At 74.0% G+C, this 18434-nt stretch carries 16 protein-coding genes; 8 read left to right on the forward strand and 8 right to left on the reverse strand.

Annotated elements, in window-relative coordinates; genetic code table 11:
* Positions 1-43 precede the first annotated feature (43 nt).
* Positions 44-970 carry a diacylglycerol kinase family protein gene (locus KSK32_RS26480; protein WP_216933649.1) on the forward strand — a complete coding sequence of 309 codons (927 nt, stop codon included), beginning with the start codon at positions 44-46 and terminating at the stop codon, positions 968-970.
* On the opposite strand, the gene KSK32_RS26485 is transcribed toward KSK32_RS26480, so the two are convergent.
* Both KSK32_RS26485 and KSK32_RS26490 read right to left on the reverse strand, forming a co-directional pair.
* Positions 933-1895: a DMT family transporter gene (locus KSK32_RS26485; protein ID WP_216933650.1), complete on the reverse strand. Its 963-nt coding sequence runs from the start codon at positions 1893-1895 to the stop codon at positions 933-935. The genes KSK32_RS26480 and KSK32_RS26485 overlap by 38 nt on opposite strands.
* Positions 1896-1954: 59 nt before the next feature.
* Positions 1955-2719, reverse strand: a complete 765-nt coding sequence (locus KSK32_RS26490; RefSeq protein WP_374226729.1) for an HAD family hydrolase — start codon at positions 2717-2719, stop codon at positions 1955-1957.
* 85 nt (positions 2720-2804) lie between these two features.
* Between KSK32_RS26490 and KSK32_RS26495 the strand changes: the two genes are divergently transcribed.
* Together KSK32_RS26495 and KSK32_RS26500 are read left to right on the forward strand one after the other, a co-directional pair.
* A complete protein-coding gene (locus KSK32_RS26495; RefSeq protein WP_216933651.1) occupies positions 2805-5585 on the forward strand; it encodes an RNA helicase in 2781 nt (926 codons plus the stop codon).
* Positions 5586-5752: 167 nt separating this feature from the next.
* Positions 5753-6640: an MHYT domain-containing protein gene (locus KSK32_RS26500; RefSeq protein ID WP_216933652.1), complete on the forward strand. Its 888-nt coding sequence runs from the start codon at positions 5753-5755 to the stop codon at positions 6638-6640.
* A gap of 8 nt (positions 6641-6648) precedes the next feature.
* Here the strand turns inward: KSK32_RS26500 and KSK32_RS26505 are convergent, their stop codons facing one another.
* Positions 6649-7572 (reverse strand): 5'-3' exonuclease, encoded by a 924-nt coding sequence (locus KSK32_RS26505; RefSeq protein WP_216933653.1) that lies wholly within the window; start codon positions 7570-7572, stop codon positions 6649-6651.
* Positions 7573-7671: 99 nt separating this feature from the next.
* Here KSK32_RS26505 and KSK32_RS26510 point away from each other — a divergent pair, with 99 nt between their 5' ends.
* From KSK32_RS26510 to KSK32_RS26525, 4 genes are all read left to right on the forward strand, one after another.
* A complete protein-coding gene (locus KSK32_RS26510) occupies positions 7672-8757 on the forward strand; it encodes a DUF4037 domain-containing protein (RefSeq protein ID WP_216933654.1) in 1086 nt (361 codons plus the stop codon).
* A gap of 128 nt (positions 8758-8885) precedes the next feature.
* Positions 8886-10205 carry a PHB depolymerase family esterase gene (locus KSK32_RS26515; protein ID WP_216933655.1) on the forward strand — a complete coding sequence of 440 codons (1320 nt, stop codon included), beginning with the start codon at positions 8886-8888 and terminating at the stop codon, positions 10203-10205.
* A 273-nt stretch (positions 10206-10478) separates the two neighbouring features.
* A complete protein-coding gene (locus KSK32_RS26520) occupies positions 10479-13067 on the forward strand; it encodes a discoidin domain-containing protein (protein WP_254187200.1) in 2589 nt (862 codons plus the stop codon).
* A 109-nt stretch (positions 13068-13176) separates the two neighbouring features.
* Positions 13177-13299: a 50S ribosomal protein L36 gene (locus tag KSK32_RS26525; protein WP_091575115.1), complete on the forward strand. Its 123-nt coding sequence runs from the start codon at positions 13177-13179 to the stop codon at positions 13297-13299.
* 106 nt (positions 13300-13405) lie between these two features.
* Here KSK32_RS26525 and KSK32_RS26530 read toward each other — a convergent pair whose 3' ends face one another.
* The 4 genes from KSK32_RS26530 to KSK32_RS26545 form a co-directional block, all read right to left on the reverse strand.
* Positions 13406-14170: a glycosyltransferase family 2 protein gene (locus tag KSK32_RS26530; protein WP_289256401.1), complete on the reverse strand. Its 765-nt coding sequence runs from the start codon at positions 14168-14170 to the stop codon at positions 13406-13408.
* Positions 14171-14253: 83 nt separating this feature from the next.
* Positions 14254-14892 carry a YdcF family protein gene (locus KSK32_RS26535; protein ID WP_216933657.1) on the reverse strand — a complete coding sequence of 213 codons (639 nt, stop codon included), beginning with the start codon at positions 14890-14892 and terminating at the stop codon, positions 14254-14256.
* A 21-nt stretch (positions 14893-14913) separates the two neighbouring features.
* Complete coding sequence (locus KSK32_RS26540; protein WP_216933658.1) at positions 14914-15183, reverse strand: DUF4873 domain-containing protein; 270 nt, start codon at positions 15181-15183, stop codon at positions 14914-14916.
* A complete protein-coding gene (locus tag KSK32_RS26545; protein WP_216933659.1) occupies positions 15180-15896 on the reverse strand; it encodes a TetR family transcriptional regulator in 717 nt (238 codons plus the stop codon). The genes KSK32_RS26540 and KSK32_RS26545 overlap by 4 nt, the downstream gene beginning before the upstream one ends.
* 48 nt (positions 15897-15944) lie before the next feature.
* Here KSK32_RS26545 and KSK32_RS26550 point away from each other — a divergent pair, with 48 nt between their 5' ends.
* Positions 15945-16847: a diiron oxygenase gene (locus KSK32_RS26550; RefSeq protein ID WP_216933660.1), complete on the forward strand. Its 903-nt coding sequence runs from the start codon at positions 15945-15947 to the stop codon at positions 16845-16847.
* Between the two features lie 44 nt (positions 16848-16891).
* Here the strand turns inward: KSK32_RS26550 and KSK32_RS26555 are convergent, their stop codons facing one another.
* Complete coding sequence (locus KSK32_RS26555; RefSeq protein WP_216936372.1) at positions 16892-18340, reverse strand: cellulase family glycosylhydrolase; 1449 nt, start codon at positions 18338-18340, stop codon at positions 16892-16894.
* Between the last annotated feature and the right edge of the window lie 94 nt (positions 18341-18434).

Raw genomic sequence — 18434 nt, forward strand, 5'->3', positions numbered from 1 at the left:
GGTGCGACCTGGCTCTGGTGGGCGGCGTGAGCCGTGCCGTACGGTGCTCGCCGTGACCGCGCACGATCATGTCCCGCCCGGCCCCGTCGCCGTGCTCGCCAACCCGACCGCGGGCCGGGGGCGGCACCGCGGTCTGCTGCCCGGGATCCTGGAGCGCCTCGCCGGAGCGGGCCGCCCGGTCGAGCTGCTGCGCGCGCGTACCCCCGAGGAGGCGGAGGCGGCGTGCCACGCCGCGGTCGCCGGCGGCGCCGGGGCGCTCGTCGCGGTCGGCGGCGACGGCACGGTGCACCGGGCGATGCAGGCGGTCGCCGGCACGGCCGTGGCGTTCGGGCCGGTCCCGGCGGGCACCGGCAACGACTTCGCGGTGGAGACCGGCTTCCCGGCCGACCCGATCGCCGCCGTCGAGGTGATCACCGCGGCGCTCGCCGCCGGCCGCGCCCGCCCGGTCGACCTGGCACGGCTGTCGCGGGCCGGGGAGACGGACCGCTGGTTCGGCGCGGTGCTCGCGGCCGGCTTCGACGCGATCGTCAACGAACGCGCCAACCGGATGCGCTGGCCGCGCGGCCCGCGCCGGTACGACCTGGCGATAGTGGTGGAGCTGGCCCGGCTGCGGCCACGCCGCTACCGGCTGGTCCTCGACGGGGTGGCGCAGGAGGTCGACGCGGTGCTGGTCGCGGTGGGCAACACGGCCAGCTACGGCGGCGGCATGCGGATCTGCCCGGACGCCGACCCGCACGACGGCCTGCTCGACGTGGTGGTCGGCGGCCGGTTCGACAGGCGCACCCTGATGCGGGTCAAGCCGCAGATCTACCAGGGCACCCATGTCACGCACCCGCTGGCGCGCGTCTACCGGGCGCGGACGGTGGAGCTGTCCGCCGACGGCATCACCGCGTACGCCGACGGGGAGCGCTCCTTCGACCTGCCGGTGACCGTCACCGCCGAGCCGGCGGCGCTGCGGCTGCTGCGCTGACCGCCGCCGGATCCTCGGCACCCGGCGGGCCGGGAACGGCCGGGGGCGCGGGAGAAGGCGCAGGTGCGGCGGCGCGGACCGCGCCCGCGCTCGCGGCGACCACGAGCGCGATGGCGAGCACCTCGACCGGGCGCAGCGCCTGGCCGAGCACCAGCCAGCCGGCCACCGCGGCGATCGCCGGACCGAGACTCATCATCACCGCGAACGTCGCGGTCGGCAGCCGCCGCAGCGCGGCCAGTTCCAGGCTGTACGGCAGCACCGAGGCGAGCAGCGCCAGCCCGGTGCCGAGCCCCAGCACCACCGGATCGGCCAGGCGACCACCGCCGTCGGCCAGCCCGAACGGCAGGGTCAGCAGCGCGGCGACGGTCAGCGCGAGCGCCAGCCCGTCGGCACCGGGGAACCGCGCGCCGATCCGCGCCGAGCAGACGATGTACGCGGCCCACATGGCGCCCGCCGTCAGCGCGAGCGCGGCGCCGGCCGGGTCGAGCCGGTCGAACCCGCCCTGGCCGAGCAGGACCACCCCGGCCAGCGCCAGCGCGGCACAGCACCAGGCGCCCGGCCGGCGCGCGGCGATCACGGACAGCGCCAGCGGGCCGAGCACCTCCAGCGTGACGGCCGGGCCGAGCGGGATCCGCTCGATCGCCTGGTAGAAGATCGAGTTCATGCCGGCCAGGGCCAGCCCGAACGCCAGCACCGCCGCCCAGTCGCGGCGCCCGTACCCGCGTACCCGTGGTCGGCAGACCACGAGCATCAGCAGCGCGCCGATGGTCAGCCGCAACGTCACCGCCCCGGCCACCCCGGTCCGCGGGAACAGCAGCGCGGCCAGCGCGGAGCCGAACTGCACCGACAGCGCCCCACCGAGCACCAGCGCGACCCCGCCGAGCCGTCCCGGCGCACGCGGCGGCAAGGGGTGGGCACCGGTCATGCCCTGACGGTAGCCGGTGCCCCGGGGACGGGTCCGCGCCGCTCACCCCCGCCGAGCGGTCAGGCGACCCCGGCCAGGTCCAGCACCGCGCCGAGCCCGTTCGCGCGGCCCGCGTCGGCGCAGGGCAGCACCAGCACCCCGCACCCGGCCGCCACCGCGCCCGCGTCGGCCGGTGTGTCGCCGACCATGAGCGTGCGCTCCGGGTCGACGCCGAGCATCCCGCAGGCCCGCAGGAAGATGCCCGGGTCCGGCTTGCAGCGCCCCACCTCGTACGACAGCGCGTACGCGTCGACGAGCGCGTCGAGATCCCAGGCGGCGAACAGCGGCCGCAGGTCGAAGCCGATGTTGCTGACCACCGCCACCTTCACCCCGGCGGACCGCAGGGCGCCCAGCACCGGCGCGGTGTCCGGGTACGGCACCCAGCCCTCGGGCACCAGCACCCGCTCGTAGAGCGCGTCGGCGAACCCGTCGATACCGGTGTCGACCGTCTCGGCCAGCCCGGTGTACGCGCCCCGGTGCGCGTGCGGGTAGAGGTCACGGTCGGCCCACAGCTCGGCCAGCCGGGGCGGCACCCGCGCCGGCAGCGGGCCACCGGCCCGCCCGGCGGTGAGCAGCCGGTCGGCCAGCGAGGTGGCCCGGATCCGGTCCAGCTCGACGCCGCAGGCGGACGCGGCGGCGAGCACCCAGGCCAGTGGCTCCTCCACCTGGGCGAGGGTGCCGTGGAAGTCGAAGAGCACCGCCTCCACGGGCCGGCGGGACGGGCCCGGGCGGACGGCGTCGTCGGCGCCGTTCGAGACGTGGGGCAGTTCGGTACGGTCCGGCACGTCGTGCACCCTACCGACCGCTCCGGCCGTCCTGCCGGATGGCCTTGACCGGTACTCGTCGGCGGCACCGATTAATCTTGGAACCATGTCGAGCCCCGCCGAGCGGTACGCCGCGGCGCGCCGCCGGGCCGCGCAGGCCTCCGCCTTCCCGGCCCTGGACGAATTCTCCCTGGATCTCGGGTTCGATCTCGACGACTTCCAGCGCGAGGCGTGCGAGGCGCTGGAGCGGGGCAGCGGTGTGCTGGTGTGCGCTCCCACCGGCGCCGGGAAGACCGTGGTGGGTGAGTTCGCGGTGCACCTGGCACTGCGCGGCCGGCCCGGCGGCGACGCGCCCGCGACCCGGCGCAAGTGCTTCTACACCACGCCGATCAAGGCGCTGTCCAACCAGAAGTACCACGATCTGGTGGACCGCTACGGCGCCGCGCAGGTCGGCCTGCTGACCGGCGACAACGCGATAAACGGCGACGCGCCGGTGGTGGTGATGACCACCGAGGTGCTGCGCAACATGCTCTACGCCGGCTCGGCCACCCTGGAGGGCCTGGCGTACGTGGTGATGGACGAGGTGCACTACCTGGCCGACCGGTTCCGCGGCGGGGTCTGGGAAGAGGTGATCATCCACCTGCCCGAGTCGGTCACGCTCGTGTCGCTGTCGGCCACCGTCTCCAACGCCGAGGAGTTCGCGGACTGGCTGGTCACCGTACGCGGCGAAACCGCCGTGGTGGTCTCCGAGCACCGGCCGGTGCCGCTGTGGCAGCACATGCTCGTCGGCAAGCGGATGTTCGACCTGTTCCACGACGCCGACGCGGCCCGCAAGCACGACGTCCATCCCGAACTGCTGCGCTACACCCGGGACACGATGCGCAGGCTGGAGCTCGGCGAGGGCCGCAGCGCCGGCCCCGGCGGCGGACGGCGCGGCCCGCGCTGGCGCGGCCCGATGCGCCCGGACGTCGTCGACCGGCTCGACCGGGAGGGGCTGCTCCCGGCCATCCTGTTCATCTTCAGCCGGGCCGGCTGCGACGCCGCCGTGCAGCAGTGCCTGGCCGCCGGGCTGCGCCTCACCTCCCCGGAGGAGCGCGCCGAGATCCGCCGGGTGGTGGAGTCCAAGGTCACCGCCATCCCCGGCGAGGACCTGTCCGTGCTCGGCTACTGGGAGTGGCTCGACGGGCTGGAGCGCGGCCTCGCCGCGCACCACGCCGGCATGCTCCCGGCGTTCAAGGAGGTGGTCGAGGAGCTGTTCGTCCGCGGGCTGGTCAAGGCCGTCTTCGCCACCGAGACGCTCGCGCTGGGCATCAACATGCCGGCCCGCTGCGTGGTGCTGGAACGCCTGGTGAAGTTCAACGGCGAGGCCCACGTCGACCTCACCCCCGGCGAGTACACCCAGCTCACCGGCCGGGCCGGCCGCCGGGGCATCGACGTGGAGGGCCACGCGGTCGTCGTCTGGTCGCCGGAGACCGACCCCCGGCACGTCGCCGGGCTCGCCTCCACCCGCACCTATCCGCTGCGCTCCAGCTTCCGGCCGTCCTACAACATGGCTGTCAACCTGGTCGGCAGCGTCGGCGCGGCACCGGCCCGGGAGCTGCTGGAGTCCTCGTTCGCGCAGTTCCAGGCCGACCGGTCGGTGGTCGGCCTGGCCCGGCAGGTGCAGCGCAACACCGAGACCATCGACGCGTACGGCGCGGAGGCCGCCTGCCACCACGGCGACTTCGACGAGTACTTCGCGCTGCGGGTGGCGATCGCCGACCGGGAACGCGCCATCGCCCGACAGGGGCAGACCCAGCGCAAGGCGGCGGCCGTCGCCTCGCTGGAGCGGCTGCGGGTCGGTGACGTGATCCGGGTGCCGTCCGGGCGGCGGGCCGGCCTGGCGGTGGTGCTGGACCCGGCCACCGGCGGTTTCGGCGAGCCCCGCCCACTGGTCCTGACCCAGGACCGCTGGGCCGGGCGGGTCACCCCTGGTGACTTCACCACCCCGGCCGAGGTGCTCACCCGCATCCGGGTGCCGAAGCACTTCAACCACCGCTCACCGGCGGCCCGGCGGGATCTGGCCGCCGCGGTCAGCGGCACCGGCCTGGACCGGCACGGCGGCCGCCGGGGTGGCCGGTCCCGTCAGGCGGTGGGGGAGGACCACCGCCTCAGCCAGCTCCGCGTCGAGCTGCGCGCCCACCCGTGTCATGCCTGCCCGGACCGGGAGGAACACGCCCGCTGGGCGGAGCGGCGGCGCCGGCTGGAACGCGACACCGAGGAGCTGCGCCAGCGGGTGTCCGGGCGGACCGGCTCGCTGGCCCGTACCTTCGACCGGATCGTCGCGTTGCTGACGGCGCGCGGCTACCTGGCCGCCGACGGCGAGGTCACCGACGCCGGGCGGATGCTGGCGCGGATCTGGACCGAGGCGGACCTGCTGGTGGCCGAGTGCCTGCGCCGCCGGGTGTGGGACGGCCTGTCCCCGGCCGAGCTGGCCGCCGCCGTGTCGGTGGTGGTCTTCGAGGCCCGGCGCGACGTCGACGAGCGGGCGTCGCTGCCGCGCGGCGCGGTGGCCGACGCGGTCGACGAGACGCTCAAGCTCTGGGGCGACATCGAGGCGGACGAGGCGGCGCGCGGCCTGGCCGTGACCCGGGAGCCCGATCTCGGCTTCGCCTGGCCGATCTACCGGTGGGCGCGCGGCGAGGCGCTGGCGAAGGTGCTGGCCAGCGGCCACCAGATCGACGGGGAGATGCCGGCCGGCGACTTCGTCCGCTGGGCGCGCCAGGTGGTCGACCTGCTCGGGCAGGTCGCCGACTCGGGTGGCGCCTCGGCCGAGCTGCGCGGCACCGCACGGCAGGCCATCGCGGCGGTCAACCGGGGCGTACTGGCCTACCACGCCTCCGCCTAACGGTCACTTTCGGTCACCGATTGCCGGAAACCGACGCACCGCTGCGTCACGGCACTGCCACCCCGCGAATTGTCAGGGGGCCGCTGTGCGCCCTGGTCAGGGCCTATCCCATCATTGCCCGGGGCGCGCCGTGGGTCGCCCTCCAGCCGATGGTGAGGGAAGGCGTCGTGGGCGAGATCAATCACTTTGAGTACGGGTGGATCACCCCCGCGCTCAGCTACGCGCTGTCGGTGCTCGGCTCGGCGCTCGGGCTGGTCTGCGCCGGGCGGATCCGGACCGCCACCAGCGGCGGGCAGCGTGCCTGGTGGGGCCTGCTCGCCGCGTGGGCGCTGGGCGGCACGGCCATCTGGGCCATGCACTTCATGGCGATGCTCGGCTTCGCCGTGGGCGGCACCCGGATCCGCTACGACGTGCCGCTGACGGCCGCCAGCACGGCGATCGCGGTGGCCGCGGTGGGCATCGGGCTGGCCATCGTGGGCACCGGCCGGCTGGCCGCGCCGCGGCTGTTCGCCGGCGGGTTCTTCACCGGCGCCGGGGTGGCCGCCATGCACTACACCGGCATGGCCGCCATGCGCCTGGACGGCTCGCTCGGCTACGACCCGCTGCGGGTCACGCTGTCGGTGGTCATCGCGATCGTGGCCGCCACCGTGGCGCTCTGGCTGGCGATGACCGTCCGACGGGGGCTCGCCATCGCCGCGTCGGCACTGGTCATGGGCATCGCGGTCAACGGCATGCACTTCACCGGCATGAGCGCACTGTCGGTGCACCTGCACGAGAGCAGCGGCCCGGTCTCCGGCACCGAGGTCAGTGGCCTGCTGGTGCCGATCGTGCTGGCAGTGGTCTTCGGCGTGGTCGGGCTCGTCTACGCGCTGCTCGCCGCGCCGTCGGACGACGACCGCGCCGGGGCCGCGTACGTCAGCTCGCGGCTCGACGTGGCGCCGCAGACGGTGGCCGCCGAACCCGCGCCGGACCCCGTCGGCCTGCGGGCCCGTTCGACGCTGGCGCAGCCCGGCGCGCTGTTCCCGTCCCGCCGGAGCGCCGACCGCCCTTCGTGATCAACTGATCACGACCGGTCGTCCGCCAGTGCGTCGACCAGGCGGCGGCACGAGCCGGCCAGGTTCCAGCGCTGCGCCAGCTCCAGCAGCCGGTCCGGGTCGGCGGGGGACGCGGGCAGTGCCGGGTCCAGCTCGGGCAGCGGCACGTCGGTGGCGACCCGGACCACCTTCGGCGCCACGGCCAGGTAGTCACGGGCGGCGTCCAGCTTCGCCCGCAGCCCCGGCGCGAAACCGGAGCGGGGGTCGTCGAGCGCGGCCAGGATGCCGTCCAGCCCGCCGTAGCGGTCGATCAGCCGGGCGGCGGTCTTCTCACCGACCCCGGCCACGCCGGGCAGCCCGTCGCTGGGGTCGCCGCGCAGCGCCGCGAAGTCGGCGTACCGGTCGGCCGGTACGCCGTAGCGGGTACGGACCGCCGCGTCGTCGCAGTCGTCCAGCTTGGCCACACCCCGGCCGACGTAGAGCAGGCGCACCGGGTGCGCGTCGTCGACGAGCTGGAACAGGTCGCGGTCGCCGGAGACCACCTCGACCGGGCCCGGCTGGGTCACCGCGAGCGTGCCGAGCACGTCGTCGGCCTCGTAGCCGGTGGCCCCCACCGCCGGGATGCCGAGCGCGTCCAGCACCTCCAGGATCATCGGCACCTGCGGGGACAGCGTGTCCGGCACGACCTCGCCGCCCCCGGGCGCGACCCGGTGCGCCTTGTACGACGGCAGCAGCTCGACCCGCCACGCCGGCCGCCAGTCGTGGTCGAGCGCGCAGATCATGCGGTCGGGCCGGCGGGTGCGCACGAGCTGGGCGAGCATGTCGAGGAAGCCGCGTACGGCGTTCACCGGCTGGCCGTCGCCGGTCTTCGCGGCCGACTCGGGGATGCCGAAGTAGGCGCGGAAGTAGAGGCTGGGGGAGTCGATCAGGAGGATCGGCTGTCGATGTGCCACGCGGACAAGCCTTCCACAGCCCTGTGACGAGATGGGGGAGGTGACCGCCGGACCGGAAACCCGGGCGCGCGACGAGCGTCCGATGCGCAGACTGGCGGGGTGAGCTTCGTACCCGGCCTGACCCTGGCCCGCCGGTTCCACGACGAGGTGGTGGGTCCGCTGCTGGCGCGGCGGCTGCCCGGCCTGCGGTACTCCGCCGGCCTGCTCGACGGTGGCTCCGAGCTGCTCGGCCTCGACACGCCGCGCTCCACCGACCACGACTGGGGTCCGCGTACCCAGCTCTTCGTGGGCAGCGCGCACGACGTGGCGCCGGTACGGGCGGTGCTGGACGCGGAGTTGCCGGCGTGGTTCCTCGACTGGCCGACCCGGTACACGGGAGGACCGACGACGCGGCTCGGCACGGTCCACGCCGGCGGCGACCGGCACGGCGTGAGCGTGGACGAACTCGGCGGGTGGCTGCGGGAGCGGCTGGGCGCCGACCCGCGCGCGGGCCTCACGGCGGCGGACTGGCTGGCGACGCCGACGCAGCGGCTGGCCGAGCTGACCGGGGGAGCGGTGTTCCACGACGGGCTCGACGGCGCGCTCACCGGCGTCCGCGCCCGGCTCGCCTGGTATCCGGACGACGTGTGGCGGTACGTGCTCGCCTCCGGGTGGCAGCGGGTCGCGCAGGCCGAGCACCTGGCCGGCCGGTGCGCCGAGGTCGGCGACGACCTGGGCAGCCGGGTCGTGGTCGCCGGACTGGCCCGGGATCTGATGCGCCTCGGCCTGCTGCTGCACCGCCGCTGGCCCCCGTACGCGAAATGGCTCGGGACGGTGTTCGCGACGCTGCCGGACGCGGCGCCGGTGGTGGCCGGGCTCGCCGCCGCGCTCGGCCCCGGCGACTGGGCGGCCCGGGAGCCCGGCCTGGTCCGGGCGCTGGAGACGGTCGCCGGCTGGACGAACGACGCAGCGATGGCGCCGCCCGTGGACCCGGCGGCGCGGCCGTTCCACGACCGGCCGTTCCTGGTGCTGCACGCCTGCCGGTTCGTCGAGACGCTGCTCGCCGCGATCACCGACCCGGAGCTGCGCGACCGGCCGCCGGTGGGCGCGGTGGACCAGTACGTGGACAGCGTGGACGTGCTCACCCATCCCGGCCGCGCCCGCCGGGTGGCCACGGCGGTTGTCGGCCCGCCGGCCGGAGCCTAAACTCCGATTCGAGTCGCATCGATCCGCGACCGTCTATCTCGTCTCCGAGGGTCCGGGCCGCCCGTCGCAGGCGCCTCGCCGGCGAGAACGCCGCCACACGTGGCGTTCCCACCCCCGAGGAGAACAGCATGCTGTTTAGAAGGAGCAGACTCCGGCTGCTCGGCGCGGCGCTGGCCGCCGCCGGGCTGGCCGTCGCAGCGGCGCTCGCCGCCCCCGGGCCGGCCTCGGCCGCCGCGCTGACCGAGGTGACGAACTTCGGCGCCAACCCGAGCAACCTGCGCATGTACCTGTACGTCCCGGACACCGTCGCGGCCCGTCCCGGTCTGCTCGTGGTGAACCACTACTGCACCGGCAGCGGTCCGGCCATGTACTCCGGCACCCAGTTCGCGGCGCTCGCCGACCGGTACGGCTACATCGTGGTCTACCCGTCGGTGACGCGTAGCAGCAAGTGCTTCGACGTCTCCTCGCCGCAGGCGCTGCGCCGCGACGGCGGCAGCGATCCGATGGGCATCAAGTCGATGGTGGACCACGTGCGGCAGCGCTACCCGGTCGACGCGCAGCGGATCTTCACCACCGGCACCTCGTCGGGCGCGATGATGACGAACGTGCTGCTCGGCGACTACCCGGACGTGTTCCGGGCCGGCGCCGCCTTCGCCGGTGTGCCGTTCGGCTGCTTCGCCACCACCAACGACTCGGAGTGGAACAGCGAGTGTGCCAACGGCCAGGTGCTGAAGACGCCGCAGCAGTGGGGTGACCTGGTGCGGGGCGCGTACCCGGGCTACACCGGCCCGCGCCCGCGGATGCAGATCTGGCACGGCACCAACGACGAGACGCTGCGCTACCCGAACTTCGGCGAGCAGGTCGACCAGTGGACGGACGTGCACGGGCTGGGCCAGACGCCGGCGTACACGGACAGTCCGCAGGCCGGCTACACCCGCACCCGCTACGGCGGCACCGGCGGCACCGCGACCGTCGAGGCGATCAGCATGCAGGGCGTCTCGCACAACCTGCCGGTCGACGCGGCCCAGGCCATCCGCTTCTTCGGCCTGGACTCCACGCCGCCACCGACGACCGCGCCGCCCACCACGCCTCCGCCCACCACGCCTCCGCCGACCACGCCGCCGTCGTCGGGCGGGTGCCGGGTCGGGTACGTGGTGAACGCCTGGAACACCGGGCTGACCGCGTCCGTGACGATCACGAACACGGCCACCTCGCCGGTCACCGGCTGGAGCCTGGCCTTCACCCTGCCGGGCGGGCAGACGATCACCGGTGGCTGGAACGCCACGTACGCGCCGGCCGGTGGGGCGGTGACCGCCCGCAACGTCTCCTACAACGGCGCCATCGCGCCGGGCGGCTCGGTGACCATCGGCTTCCAGGCCACCCACACCGGCGACACCGGTAGTCCGGCCGCGTTCACGCTCAACGGCAGCCCGTGTGCCGTCGCCTGAGCCCGCTGACCCGGGTCGCGGCCGGGGTGGCCGCATCGCTCCGTGAGGATGCCACCACTCCGGCGCGCCGGATCCGATCATGGCGAGAGCCTTTGTTCCGGACTTTTCACAAGGCGCGAAAAAAGTAGTGGATGAGGCGTCCGGGAATTGACATGCACCACTGCGTGCGGGGATGGTCCACCGCACGGGCGGCACCGGTCGTCCGGCCGGAACCCGTCCGCCGCGGCGGAACCGCAAGCCCCGTCCCGCACTCCACCCGTCCCGGAGATGCCCATGTCACCCGTACGACTCCTGCTGTCCCCACCCCGCCGGTCGGCCCGGCGGACGGTCGCCACACTGACCGTCCTGCTCGCCGCCGTGGCGCTGGTCGGCCCGCCCGGCCCCGCGCGCGCCGCCGACCCGCTGCTGTCCCAGGGCCGGCCGACCACCGCCTCCTCGACCGAGAACGCCGGTACCCCGGCGTCCAACGCCACCGACGGCAACTCCGGCACCCGCTGGTCCAGTGCGTTCGCCGATCCCCAGTGGATCCAGGTCGACCTCGGCGCGACCGCTACCGTCTCCCGGGTCAGCCTGGGCTGGGAGGGGGCCTACGCGCGGGCGTACCAGGTGCAGACCTCGACCGACGGCGCCACCTGGACCACCGTGTTCAGCACGACAAACGGTGACGGCGGCACCGACGATCTGACCGTCAGCGGCACCGGCCGCTACGTGCGGGTGTACGGCACCGCCCGCGCCACCGGCTACGGCTACTCGCTCTGGGAGTTCCAGGTCTACGGCAGCACCGGCGGTGGCAGCGGCGGCTGCGACACCGCGACGAATGCGGCCCAGGGCCGGCCGGCCACCGCCTCCTCGACCGAGAACGCCGGCACCCCCGCAGGCGCGGCGGTCGACGGCAACCCGGGCACCCGCTGGGCCAGCGCCGCCAGCGACCCGCAGTGGATCCAGGTCGACCTGGGCAGTGTCCGCACGGTCTGCCGGGTCGTGCTGAGCTGGGAGGCGGCCTACGGGCGCGCGTACCAGATCCAGACCTCGACCGATGGCGCCACCTGGACCTCCGTCTACAGCACCACCAGCGGCGACGGCGGGACCGACACCCTGACGGTCGACGGCTCCGGTCGCTACGTGCGTGTCTACGGCACGGCCCGGGCCACCGGCTGGGGCTACTCGCTGTGGGAGTTCACAGTGCACACCACCGGCGGCGGCACCCTGCCGGGCGGCGGGCCGCTCGGGCCCAACGTCATCACCTTCGACCCGTCGATGCCGGCCGCCAGCATCCAGGCCCAGCTCGACTCCGTCTTCCGCACCCAGGAGTCCAACCAGTTCGGCACCCAGCGGTACGCGCTGCTGTTCAAGCCGGGCGACTACTCCGGGATCAACGCGCAGATCGGCTTCTACACCTCGATCATGGGGCTCGGCCGGAACCCTGGCGACGTGCGTATCCACGGCGACGTCACGGTGGACGCCGGCTGGTTCAACGGCAACGCCACCCAGAACTTCTGGCGCTCGGCGTCGAACATGCAGGTCTTCCCGTCGGCCGGGTTCACCCGCTGGGCGGTGTCGCAGGCCGCGCCGTTCCGCCGGATGGACATCCAGGGCGACCTGAATCTGGCCCCGAACGGCTACGGCTGGGCCAGCGGCGGCTACATCGCGGACAGCCGGGTGACCGGCGTGGTCCAGCCGTACTCGCAGCAGCAGTGGTACACCCGCGACAGCAACGTGGGCGGCTACCTCAACGCGGTGTGGAACGTGACCAACTCCGGGGTGGTCGGCGCGCCCGCGACCAGCTTCCCGAACCCGCCGTACACCACGTTGGCGCAGACTCCGGTCAGCCGCGACGTGCCCTACCTCTACCTCGACGGCGGAGGCAACTACCAGGTCTTCGTGCCGTCCACCCGGACCAACGCCAGCGGGGCGTCCTGGCTGGGCGGCGCCACCGCGGGCACGTCGATACCGCTGAGCCAGTTCTACGTGGCCAAGCCCGGCGACTCGGCCGCCACCATCAACGCGGCGTTGGCCCAGGGCCTGAACCTGCTCTTCACCCCCGGCGTGTACAGCGTCGACCAGACCATCGCGGTCAACCGGGCCGGCACCGTGGTGCTCGGCATCGGGTACCCGACGCTGGTGCCGCAGAACGGCGTGGTGCCCATGACCGTCGCCGACGTCGACGGCGTCCGTCTCGCCGGGCTGCTCTTCGATGCCGGCGCGGTGAACTCGCCGGTGCTGCTCCAGGTCGGCCCGGCCGGGTCCACCGCACGTCACGCCGCGAACCCCACGTCGGTCCAGGACGTCTTCTTCCGGATCGGGGGCGCGCACGCCGGCAAGGCGACCACCAGCCTGGTGATCAACCAGGACGACGCGCTGATCGACCACATCTGGGCCTGGCGGGGTGACCACGGCGCCGGCATCGGCTGGACCGTCAACACCGCGGACACCGGCCTGATCGTCAACGGTGACAACGTGACCGCGCTCGGGCTCTTCGTCGAGCATTACCAGAAGTACGAGGTGATCTGGAACGGGAACAACGGGCGGACGATCTTCTTCCAGAACGAGCTGCCGTACGACCCGCCGAACGCGGCCTCCTGGATGAACGGCTCCCGGGTGGGCTACGCCGCGTTCAAGGTCGCCGACACGGTCACCACGTTCGAGGGGTGGGGCATGGGCAGCTACTGCTACTTCAATGTCGACCCCACCATCGCGGCCTACCACTCCTTCGAGGCCCCCACCAGGTCCGGCGTCCGGTTCCACGACCTGCTCACCGTCTCGCTCGGCGGGAACGGGTCGATCACCCACGTCATCAACGACACCGGTGGCACCGCGCAGGGCACGAACACCGTGCCGGTGAACGTGGTCAGCTACCCCTGACCGGGGCTCGGGGGCGGCCGGCCGCACGGGCCGGCCGCCCCCGGGGCATGACCGCCACCCCGGCGGGTACCCGCACCGGAGGAGACACCGCGGGAACGGGAGGGGTGAGATGAAGGTCCGGAGCTCGCTGCGCGCGTTGAAGCGCAAGGCAAACTCGATAGTGGTCCGCCGCCGCGGCAAGCTGTTCGTGATCAACAAGGCCGACCGGCGGCAGAAGGCCCGGCAGGGCTGAGCCCCCGGGGCGTGAGGTGTCCACCGCCCGCTGGAACGGCCCGGCGTCGACGACCACCCGACCACTTCTACCGCACCGCGCACCCGTTCGCGGCTGCGCGACCAGCTCAGGGAGTGCGAGTCACCGGTCTGGGACGCGCGGGTGCGACGCCGCCCGCCGGAGGGTGCGGCTCCGAGGGCGTGGGGGAGAGCAGGCGCGCGACGGCGGAGGCGGCCAGCGGCCGGTAGATGCGCACCGAGTCGGCGAGCGCGGAGAAGTGCGATCCCGAGTTGTCGCCGTGGTACCGGGTGACGATGTTTACCTGCTCCACCGGCAGCCCGGCACGCACCATCCGCAGCAGCACGGTCATCTCGTACTCGAAGCGGTCACCCGGGATCGTGGTGAGCCAGCCGAGCAGCGCGGCCGGGTAGGCGCGCAACCCGGTTTGGGTGTCACGGACGTCCCGGCCGGTCGCCAGGCGGAACGCCACCCGGGTCGCCGCGTTGCCGAACCGGCTGCGCGCCGGAACCTCACCGTCGAACTCGCGGACGCCGAGCGCCGGCGCCCCGGTGGTGAGCATCCGGTCCGCCACGCGGCACACGTCGGGCACGCCGTGCTGTCCGTCGGCGTCCACACAGACCACCACGCGCCCCGGGTGGCGCGTGGAGGCGTACCGGAAGCCGGTGCGCAGCACCACGCCCTTGCCCCGGTTGACCCGGCGGCGCAGGACCGTCGCGCCCCGGTCGCGGGCCGCGCGCAGCACCCCGGCGGCGGCCGGGCCGCTGCCGTCGTCGACGACGAGCACGTCCGCGCCGGGCAGCGCCGCGCGCAGGTCGCCGACCAGCGGCGGCAGCCGGTCGCCCGGTCGGTACACCGGCACGAGCACGATCACGGAACCTCCCGGGTGGACTCGCCCGCCGGTACGGCCCGCCGGGTCGATCGAGGATGCTCGTACCCCGGGCGCGCGGCGGTGAATCACCGGCGGGGCGTGAGGCGTCCGATCCGGTCGGCCGCGCGGGTCAGCGCGCGCTCGCGGCGCAGCGACGCCTCCGGGGTACGCACACCGAGGAAGCCGATCCGGCTGAACGCCCGGGCGGCCCGCTCCCGCCGCACGGGCACCGGGTCGGCCGCGGTCACCGGCACGTCGGCCAGCGCCGGGCCGGACAGGCCGAGCACGCGCGCGGCGAGCAGCCGGACACGGGGCAGGTGCCACGGGTGGGAGACCAGCCCGAGTGGGCGCCGCGCGGTGAACTCCGCCGCGTCGAGGAGCCCGTCCTGGACGGTGTGCGCCAGGTTCTGCACGGTGGTGCGGGAGCGGGTCTCGGCCGCCGACCGGGCGTACGTGTCGAGCCCGGCCGCGCGTGCGAGGGCCCGCATCAGTTCCGCCTCCCGGTATCCGGCGGGCGGGGCGGGCGCTCCGGCCGGGCCGTGCGGCCAGCCGCCGGTGAACACCACCCGGGCGCCGGGCGCGCGGCGGAACGCCTCGGCGTGCGCGCGGACGTAGGCCACCGCCGCCTCGGTGCGCGCGACGCTCTCCGCGGTGAGCCGGTAGCCGTCCTCGCCGGCTACCACCCCACGGCCGAAGACCAGCAGCACGGTGGCGGGAGGCGTCATCCCTTCACGGTACGGGCCGGATCACTCGTCGTCCGGCGGCCACGGCGGGGTGCCGACGCCGGTGATGCGGACGCCGCCCCACGGGTCCACCTCGGCCAGCCGGGCCCGGGCGACCCGCTCGCCGATCCGGACCTGCACGTCGCGGCGGCCGGAGCGCAGCAGCCGGACCAGGCGCGGTTCCGGCTCGGCCCGCCCGGCCCAGTGGTAGCGGCCGTCGACCGGCTCGAACCGCCCGCCGCCGTGCAGCCGGACCGTGGTGCCGGCGATCTCGGCCGGGCCCTGCCAGGTCACCTGTCGATCCGTTCGTGCGCGCGGGTCAGCTCCGGCGGCAGGTCCGCGCCCCGGCGGACCCCCTCGATGCCGTTCCACAGCAGCGTGGTCAGGTATTCGGTGAGCGCGGCCCGGTGGATCGGCTGCCCGTGCGTGGTCCACCAGTCGCCGACCGCCTGGACGAACCCGACCAGCCCGTACGCCCAGGGCTCGGCCGGGCCGGCGTCGAGGCCGAGCGCGCGCAGCCGGTCGCCGATGACCCGGGCCAGCCCGGTCGCGACCTGCCGGCTGGTGCCTGTGACCACCTGCTGGATGCCGGGATGCCCGGACTCGTGCACGAGGAACCGGTAGAGCGACGGCTCGTACTCCACCACGCTCAGGTACGCGTCGATCGTCGCCTCGACCAGCGCGCGCTCCTCGCGTACCTGCTCGACGGCGGGCGCGATGGCGGCCACCACGCGCGCCGCGACCACCTCGCTGACCGCCAGCCAGAGCTGCGCCTTGTCGGCGAAGTAGCGGTAGAGCACCGGTTTGCTGACCCCGGCCGTGGCGGCGACCTGGTCCATGTCGACGCTCGGGCCGTGCCTCAGCAGCGCCTGCACGGCGGCGGCGATCAGTTCCTGCCGCCGCTGTTCGCGGTGGTCGGCCCAGCGGTCGCGCCGCCCGCCGGGGCGGGGTGCGGCCGGCTCCGGTGGAGCGTCGGGGCCATTGACATCGGTGGTGGTCCGTCGCATGCTACCACTCGTAACAGTTACTCGAAGTAACGTCAATACGGAGGGGTCATGGAGCGGACGACGGCCGGGTTCCCGCGCGAGGCGGTCGCCGACCGCCTGCTCTCCGCCTCGGTACGCACCAGCTACGACCCGGTGGTGGACATCGACTGGTCGGCGCCGCCGGTGCCCGGCGCGTACTGGCTTCCGCCGTCGCGCAGCAGCCTCTACGGCACTCCACTGTGGGAGGCCATGACCGAGGACCAGCGGGTCGAGCTGACCAAGCACGAGGTGGTCAGCGCGGCCAGCGCCGGGATCTGGTTCGAGACGATCCTCATGCAGATGCTGATCCGGCACTACTACGACGCCGACCCGACCAGCCGGCACGCCCAGTACGCGCTCACCGAGGTCGCCGACGAGTGCCGGCACTCCATCATGTTCGGCCGGCTCATCGAGGCCGCCGGCGCGCCGGTCTACCGCGCCGAGCCGTTCGACCACCTGCTCGGGCGCTGGCTCAAGTCCACGGCGACCGGCCCGCAGATGTACGCGGCGATCCTGATCGCCGAGGAGATCCTCGACTCGTTCCAGCGCGAGATCATGGCCGACGAGTCGTTGCAGCCGCTGATCCGGATGGTGTCGCGCATCCACGTGGTGGAGGAGGCGAGGCACGTACGCTTCGCCCGCGACGAGCTGACCCGGCAGGTCGAGGCCGCCGGGCCGGTCGCGCTCGCGTACGCGCGGCTGGTGATCGGCCGGGCCGCGTACTCGATCACGCGGCGCCTGGTGCACCCGCGGGCGTACGCGGCGGTCGGGATCGACCCGGCGGCCGGGCGGGCCGCGGCGCGGTCCAACCCGCACTGGCGGGCCACGCTGCGCTGGTCCGCGCAGCGGATCGCCGACCACCTGACCGAGCTGGGGCTGGTCGCCGGGCCGGGCCGGGCGCTGTGGCGCCGGGCCGGGCTGGTGGAGGGCTGACCGGCGGCGACCCGAAGGGGAAAGGACCGCCGCCGGCCGCCCGGTCAGGAGGTGGGGAAGTCGTCGGCGGTACGGATGCGCTCGCGCATGAACGCGCCGGACTCGGTGAGCACCGACGTCCCGCCGAACGAGCCGGACGCGCAGGTGCCCGGCCGCAGCGCCGCCGAGCCCTCGGGGGCGTCGGAGAGCGTCCAGTTCGCGTAGCTGATCTTCAACCGGTCGAGCAGGTCGAGCCAGGCGTTGCTGCTGGCGGTGTCGACGGCGCCGTCACCGGTGTAGGTGACGGTGCCGAACTCGGTGACGAACAGCGGGAGCCGGCTCGCCGCCCGCTGCACCTCGTTGCGGTAGTTGTCCTTGTGCGACGCGGCGTAGAAGTGGAACGTGTACATGATGTTCTGCGCCCGCACCGGGTTGTTCACGATCTCGTCGGAGTTGCCGCCCTCGGAGACACCCAGCGAGGACCAGCCCCGGGTGCCGACGATGACCACCGCGTCCGGGTCGTTGGCCCGGATCACCGGGATGACCTGCTCGGCGTAGTTGCGGATGGTCGACCAGCTCACCCCGTTGGGCTCGTTGGTGATCTCGTAGATCACGTTCTTCTTGGCGGCGTTGCGCGCGGACACGTTCGCGAAGAACGTCTTGGCCCGGTCCAGGTTGTACATCGGGTCGCCGGGCGTCAGGGTGTGGAAGTCGATCAGCGCGTACATGCCCCGGGCCTCGGCCTTGTCCACGAGCGTGTTCACCTGGGCGGTGAAGCCGGCCGGGTTGGTCTCGTAGCCCTGCTCCTGCACGTACATGGAGATGCGCAGCAGGTCGGACCGCCACTCGTTCGCGAGCACGTCCAGCGAGGTGTCGGTGTAGCAGTTGGGGAACCACTGCAACCCGTGCGTGCTCATGCCGCGCAGCTGGATCGGCCGCCCGTACTGGTTGCAGAGGTTGACGCCGCACACCTGGAGCTGGCCGTTGATGGCAACCGGCGTGGTGCCGGTCGGCGGGGGCGTGGTGGGCGGCGGGGTGCTCGGCGGGGGCGTGCTCGGCGGGGGCGTGCTCGGCGGAGGGGTGCTCGTGCCGCCGGTACAGACCGTGCCGTTGAGCGTGAACGACGTGGGGTTCGGGTTCGACCCGGTCCACGAGCCGTTGAAGCCGATCGTGGTGCTCGCGCCGGTGCCGAGTGCGCCGTTGTAGTCCATGCTGCGCGCGGTGACCGCCGAGCCGCTCTGCTGCCAGGTGGCCGACCAGCCCTGCACCACGCGCTGGCCGCCGTCGGGGAAGGTGAAGCCCAGCGTCCAGTCGCTCACCGGGTCGCCGAGGTTGCGTACCGCCACGCTCGCGGTGAAGCCGCCGGGCCAGGAGTTGGTGGTGTAGGTGACGGCGCAGCCGGTCGCCGCCATCGCATCGGGCGACGGCAGGACGGCCGTCGCCGCCAGGGCGAGCGCGCCGACCGCGCCGCCGACGAGCAGGTGCCGCCGGGACGGGCGGGGAATCGAGAACATGCGGGAAGGTCCCATCGTCTGGATGGTGATCGGAAGGTGCCCGTCGTGAACCTGCCCGGAAAGCCCGACGCGGCGGCCTGGGGGAGCGCTCCCA

It is taken from the genome of Micromonospora sp. WMMB482 (assembly GCF_019038635.1).
GTDB lineage: Bacteria > Actinomycetota > Actinomycetes > Mycobacteriales > Micromonosporaceae > Micromonospora > Micromonospora marina.

Coding starts and splice junctions, on each gene's coding strand:
- KSK32_RS26515 (WP_216933655.1), top strand. CDS start 8,886: ATGCTGTTTAGAAGGAGCAGACTCCGGCTGCTCGGCGCGGCGCTGGCC.
- KSK32_RS26485 (WP_216933650.1), bottom strand. CDS start 1,895: ATGACCGGTGCCCACCCCTTGCCGCCGCGTGCGCCGGGACGGCTCGGC.
- KSK32_RS26545 (WP_216933659.1), bottom strand. CDS start 15,896: ATGCGACGGACCACCACCGATGTCAATGGCCCCGACGCTCCACCGGAG.
- KSK32_RS26555 (WP_216936372.1), bottom strand. CDS start 18,340: ATGTTCTCGATTCCCCGCCCGTCCCGGCGGCACCTGCTCGTCGGCGGC.
- KSK32_RS26525 (WP_091575115.1), top strand. CDS start 13,177: ATGAAGGTCCGGAGCTCGCTGCGCGCGTTGAAGCGCAAGGCAAACTCG.
- KSK32_RS26520 (WP_254187200.1), top strand. CDS start 10,479: ATGTCACCCGTACGACTCCTGCTGTCCCCACCCCGCCGGTCGGCCCGG.
- KSK32_RS26550 (WP_216933660.1), top strand. CDS start 15,945: ATGGAGCGGACGACGGCCGGGTTCCCGCGCGAGGCGGTCGCCGACCGC.
- KSK32_RS26535 (WP_216933657.1), bottom strand. CDS start 14,892: ATGACGCCTCCCGCCACCGTGCTGCTGGTCTTCGGCCGTGGGGTGGTA.
- KSK32_RS26495 (WP_216933651.1), top strand. CDS start 2,805: ATGTCGAGCCCCGCCGAGCGGTACGCCGCGGCGCGCCGCCGGGCCGCG.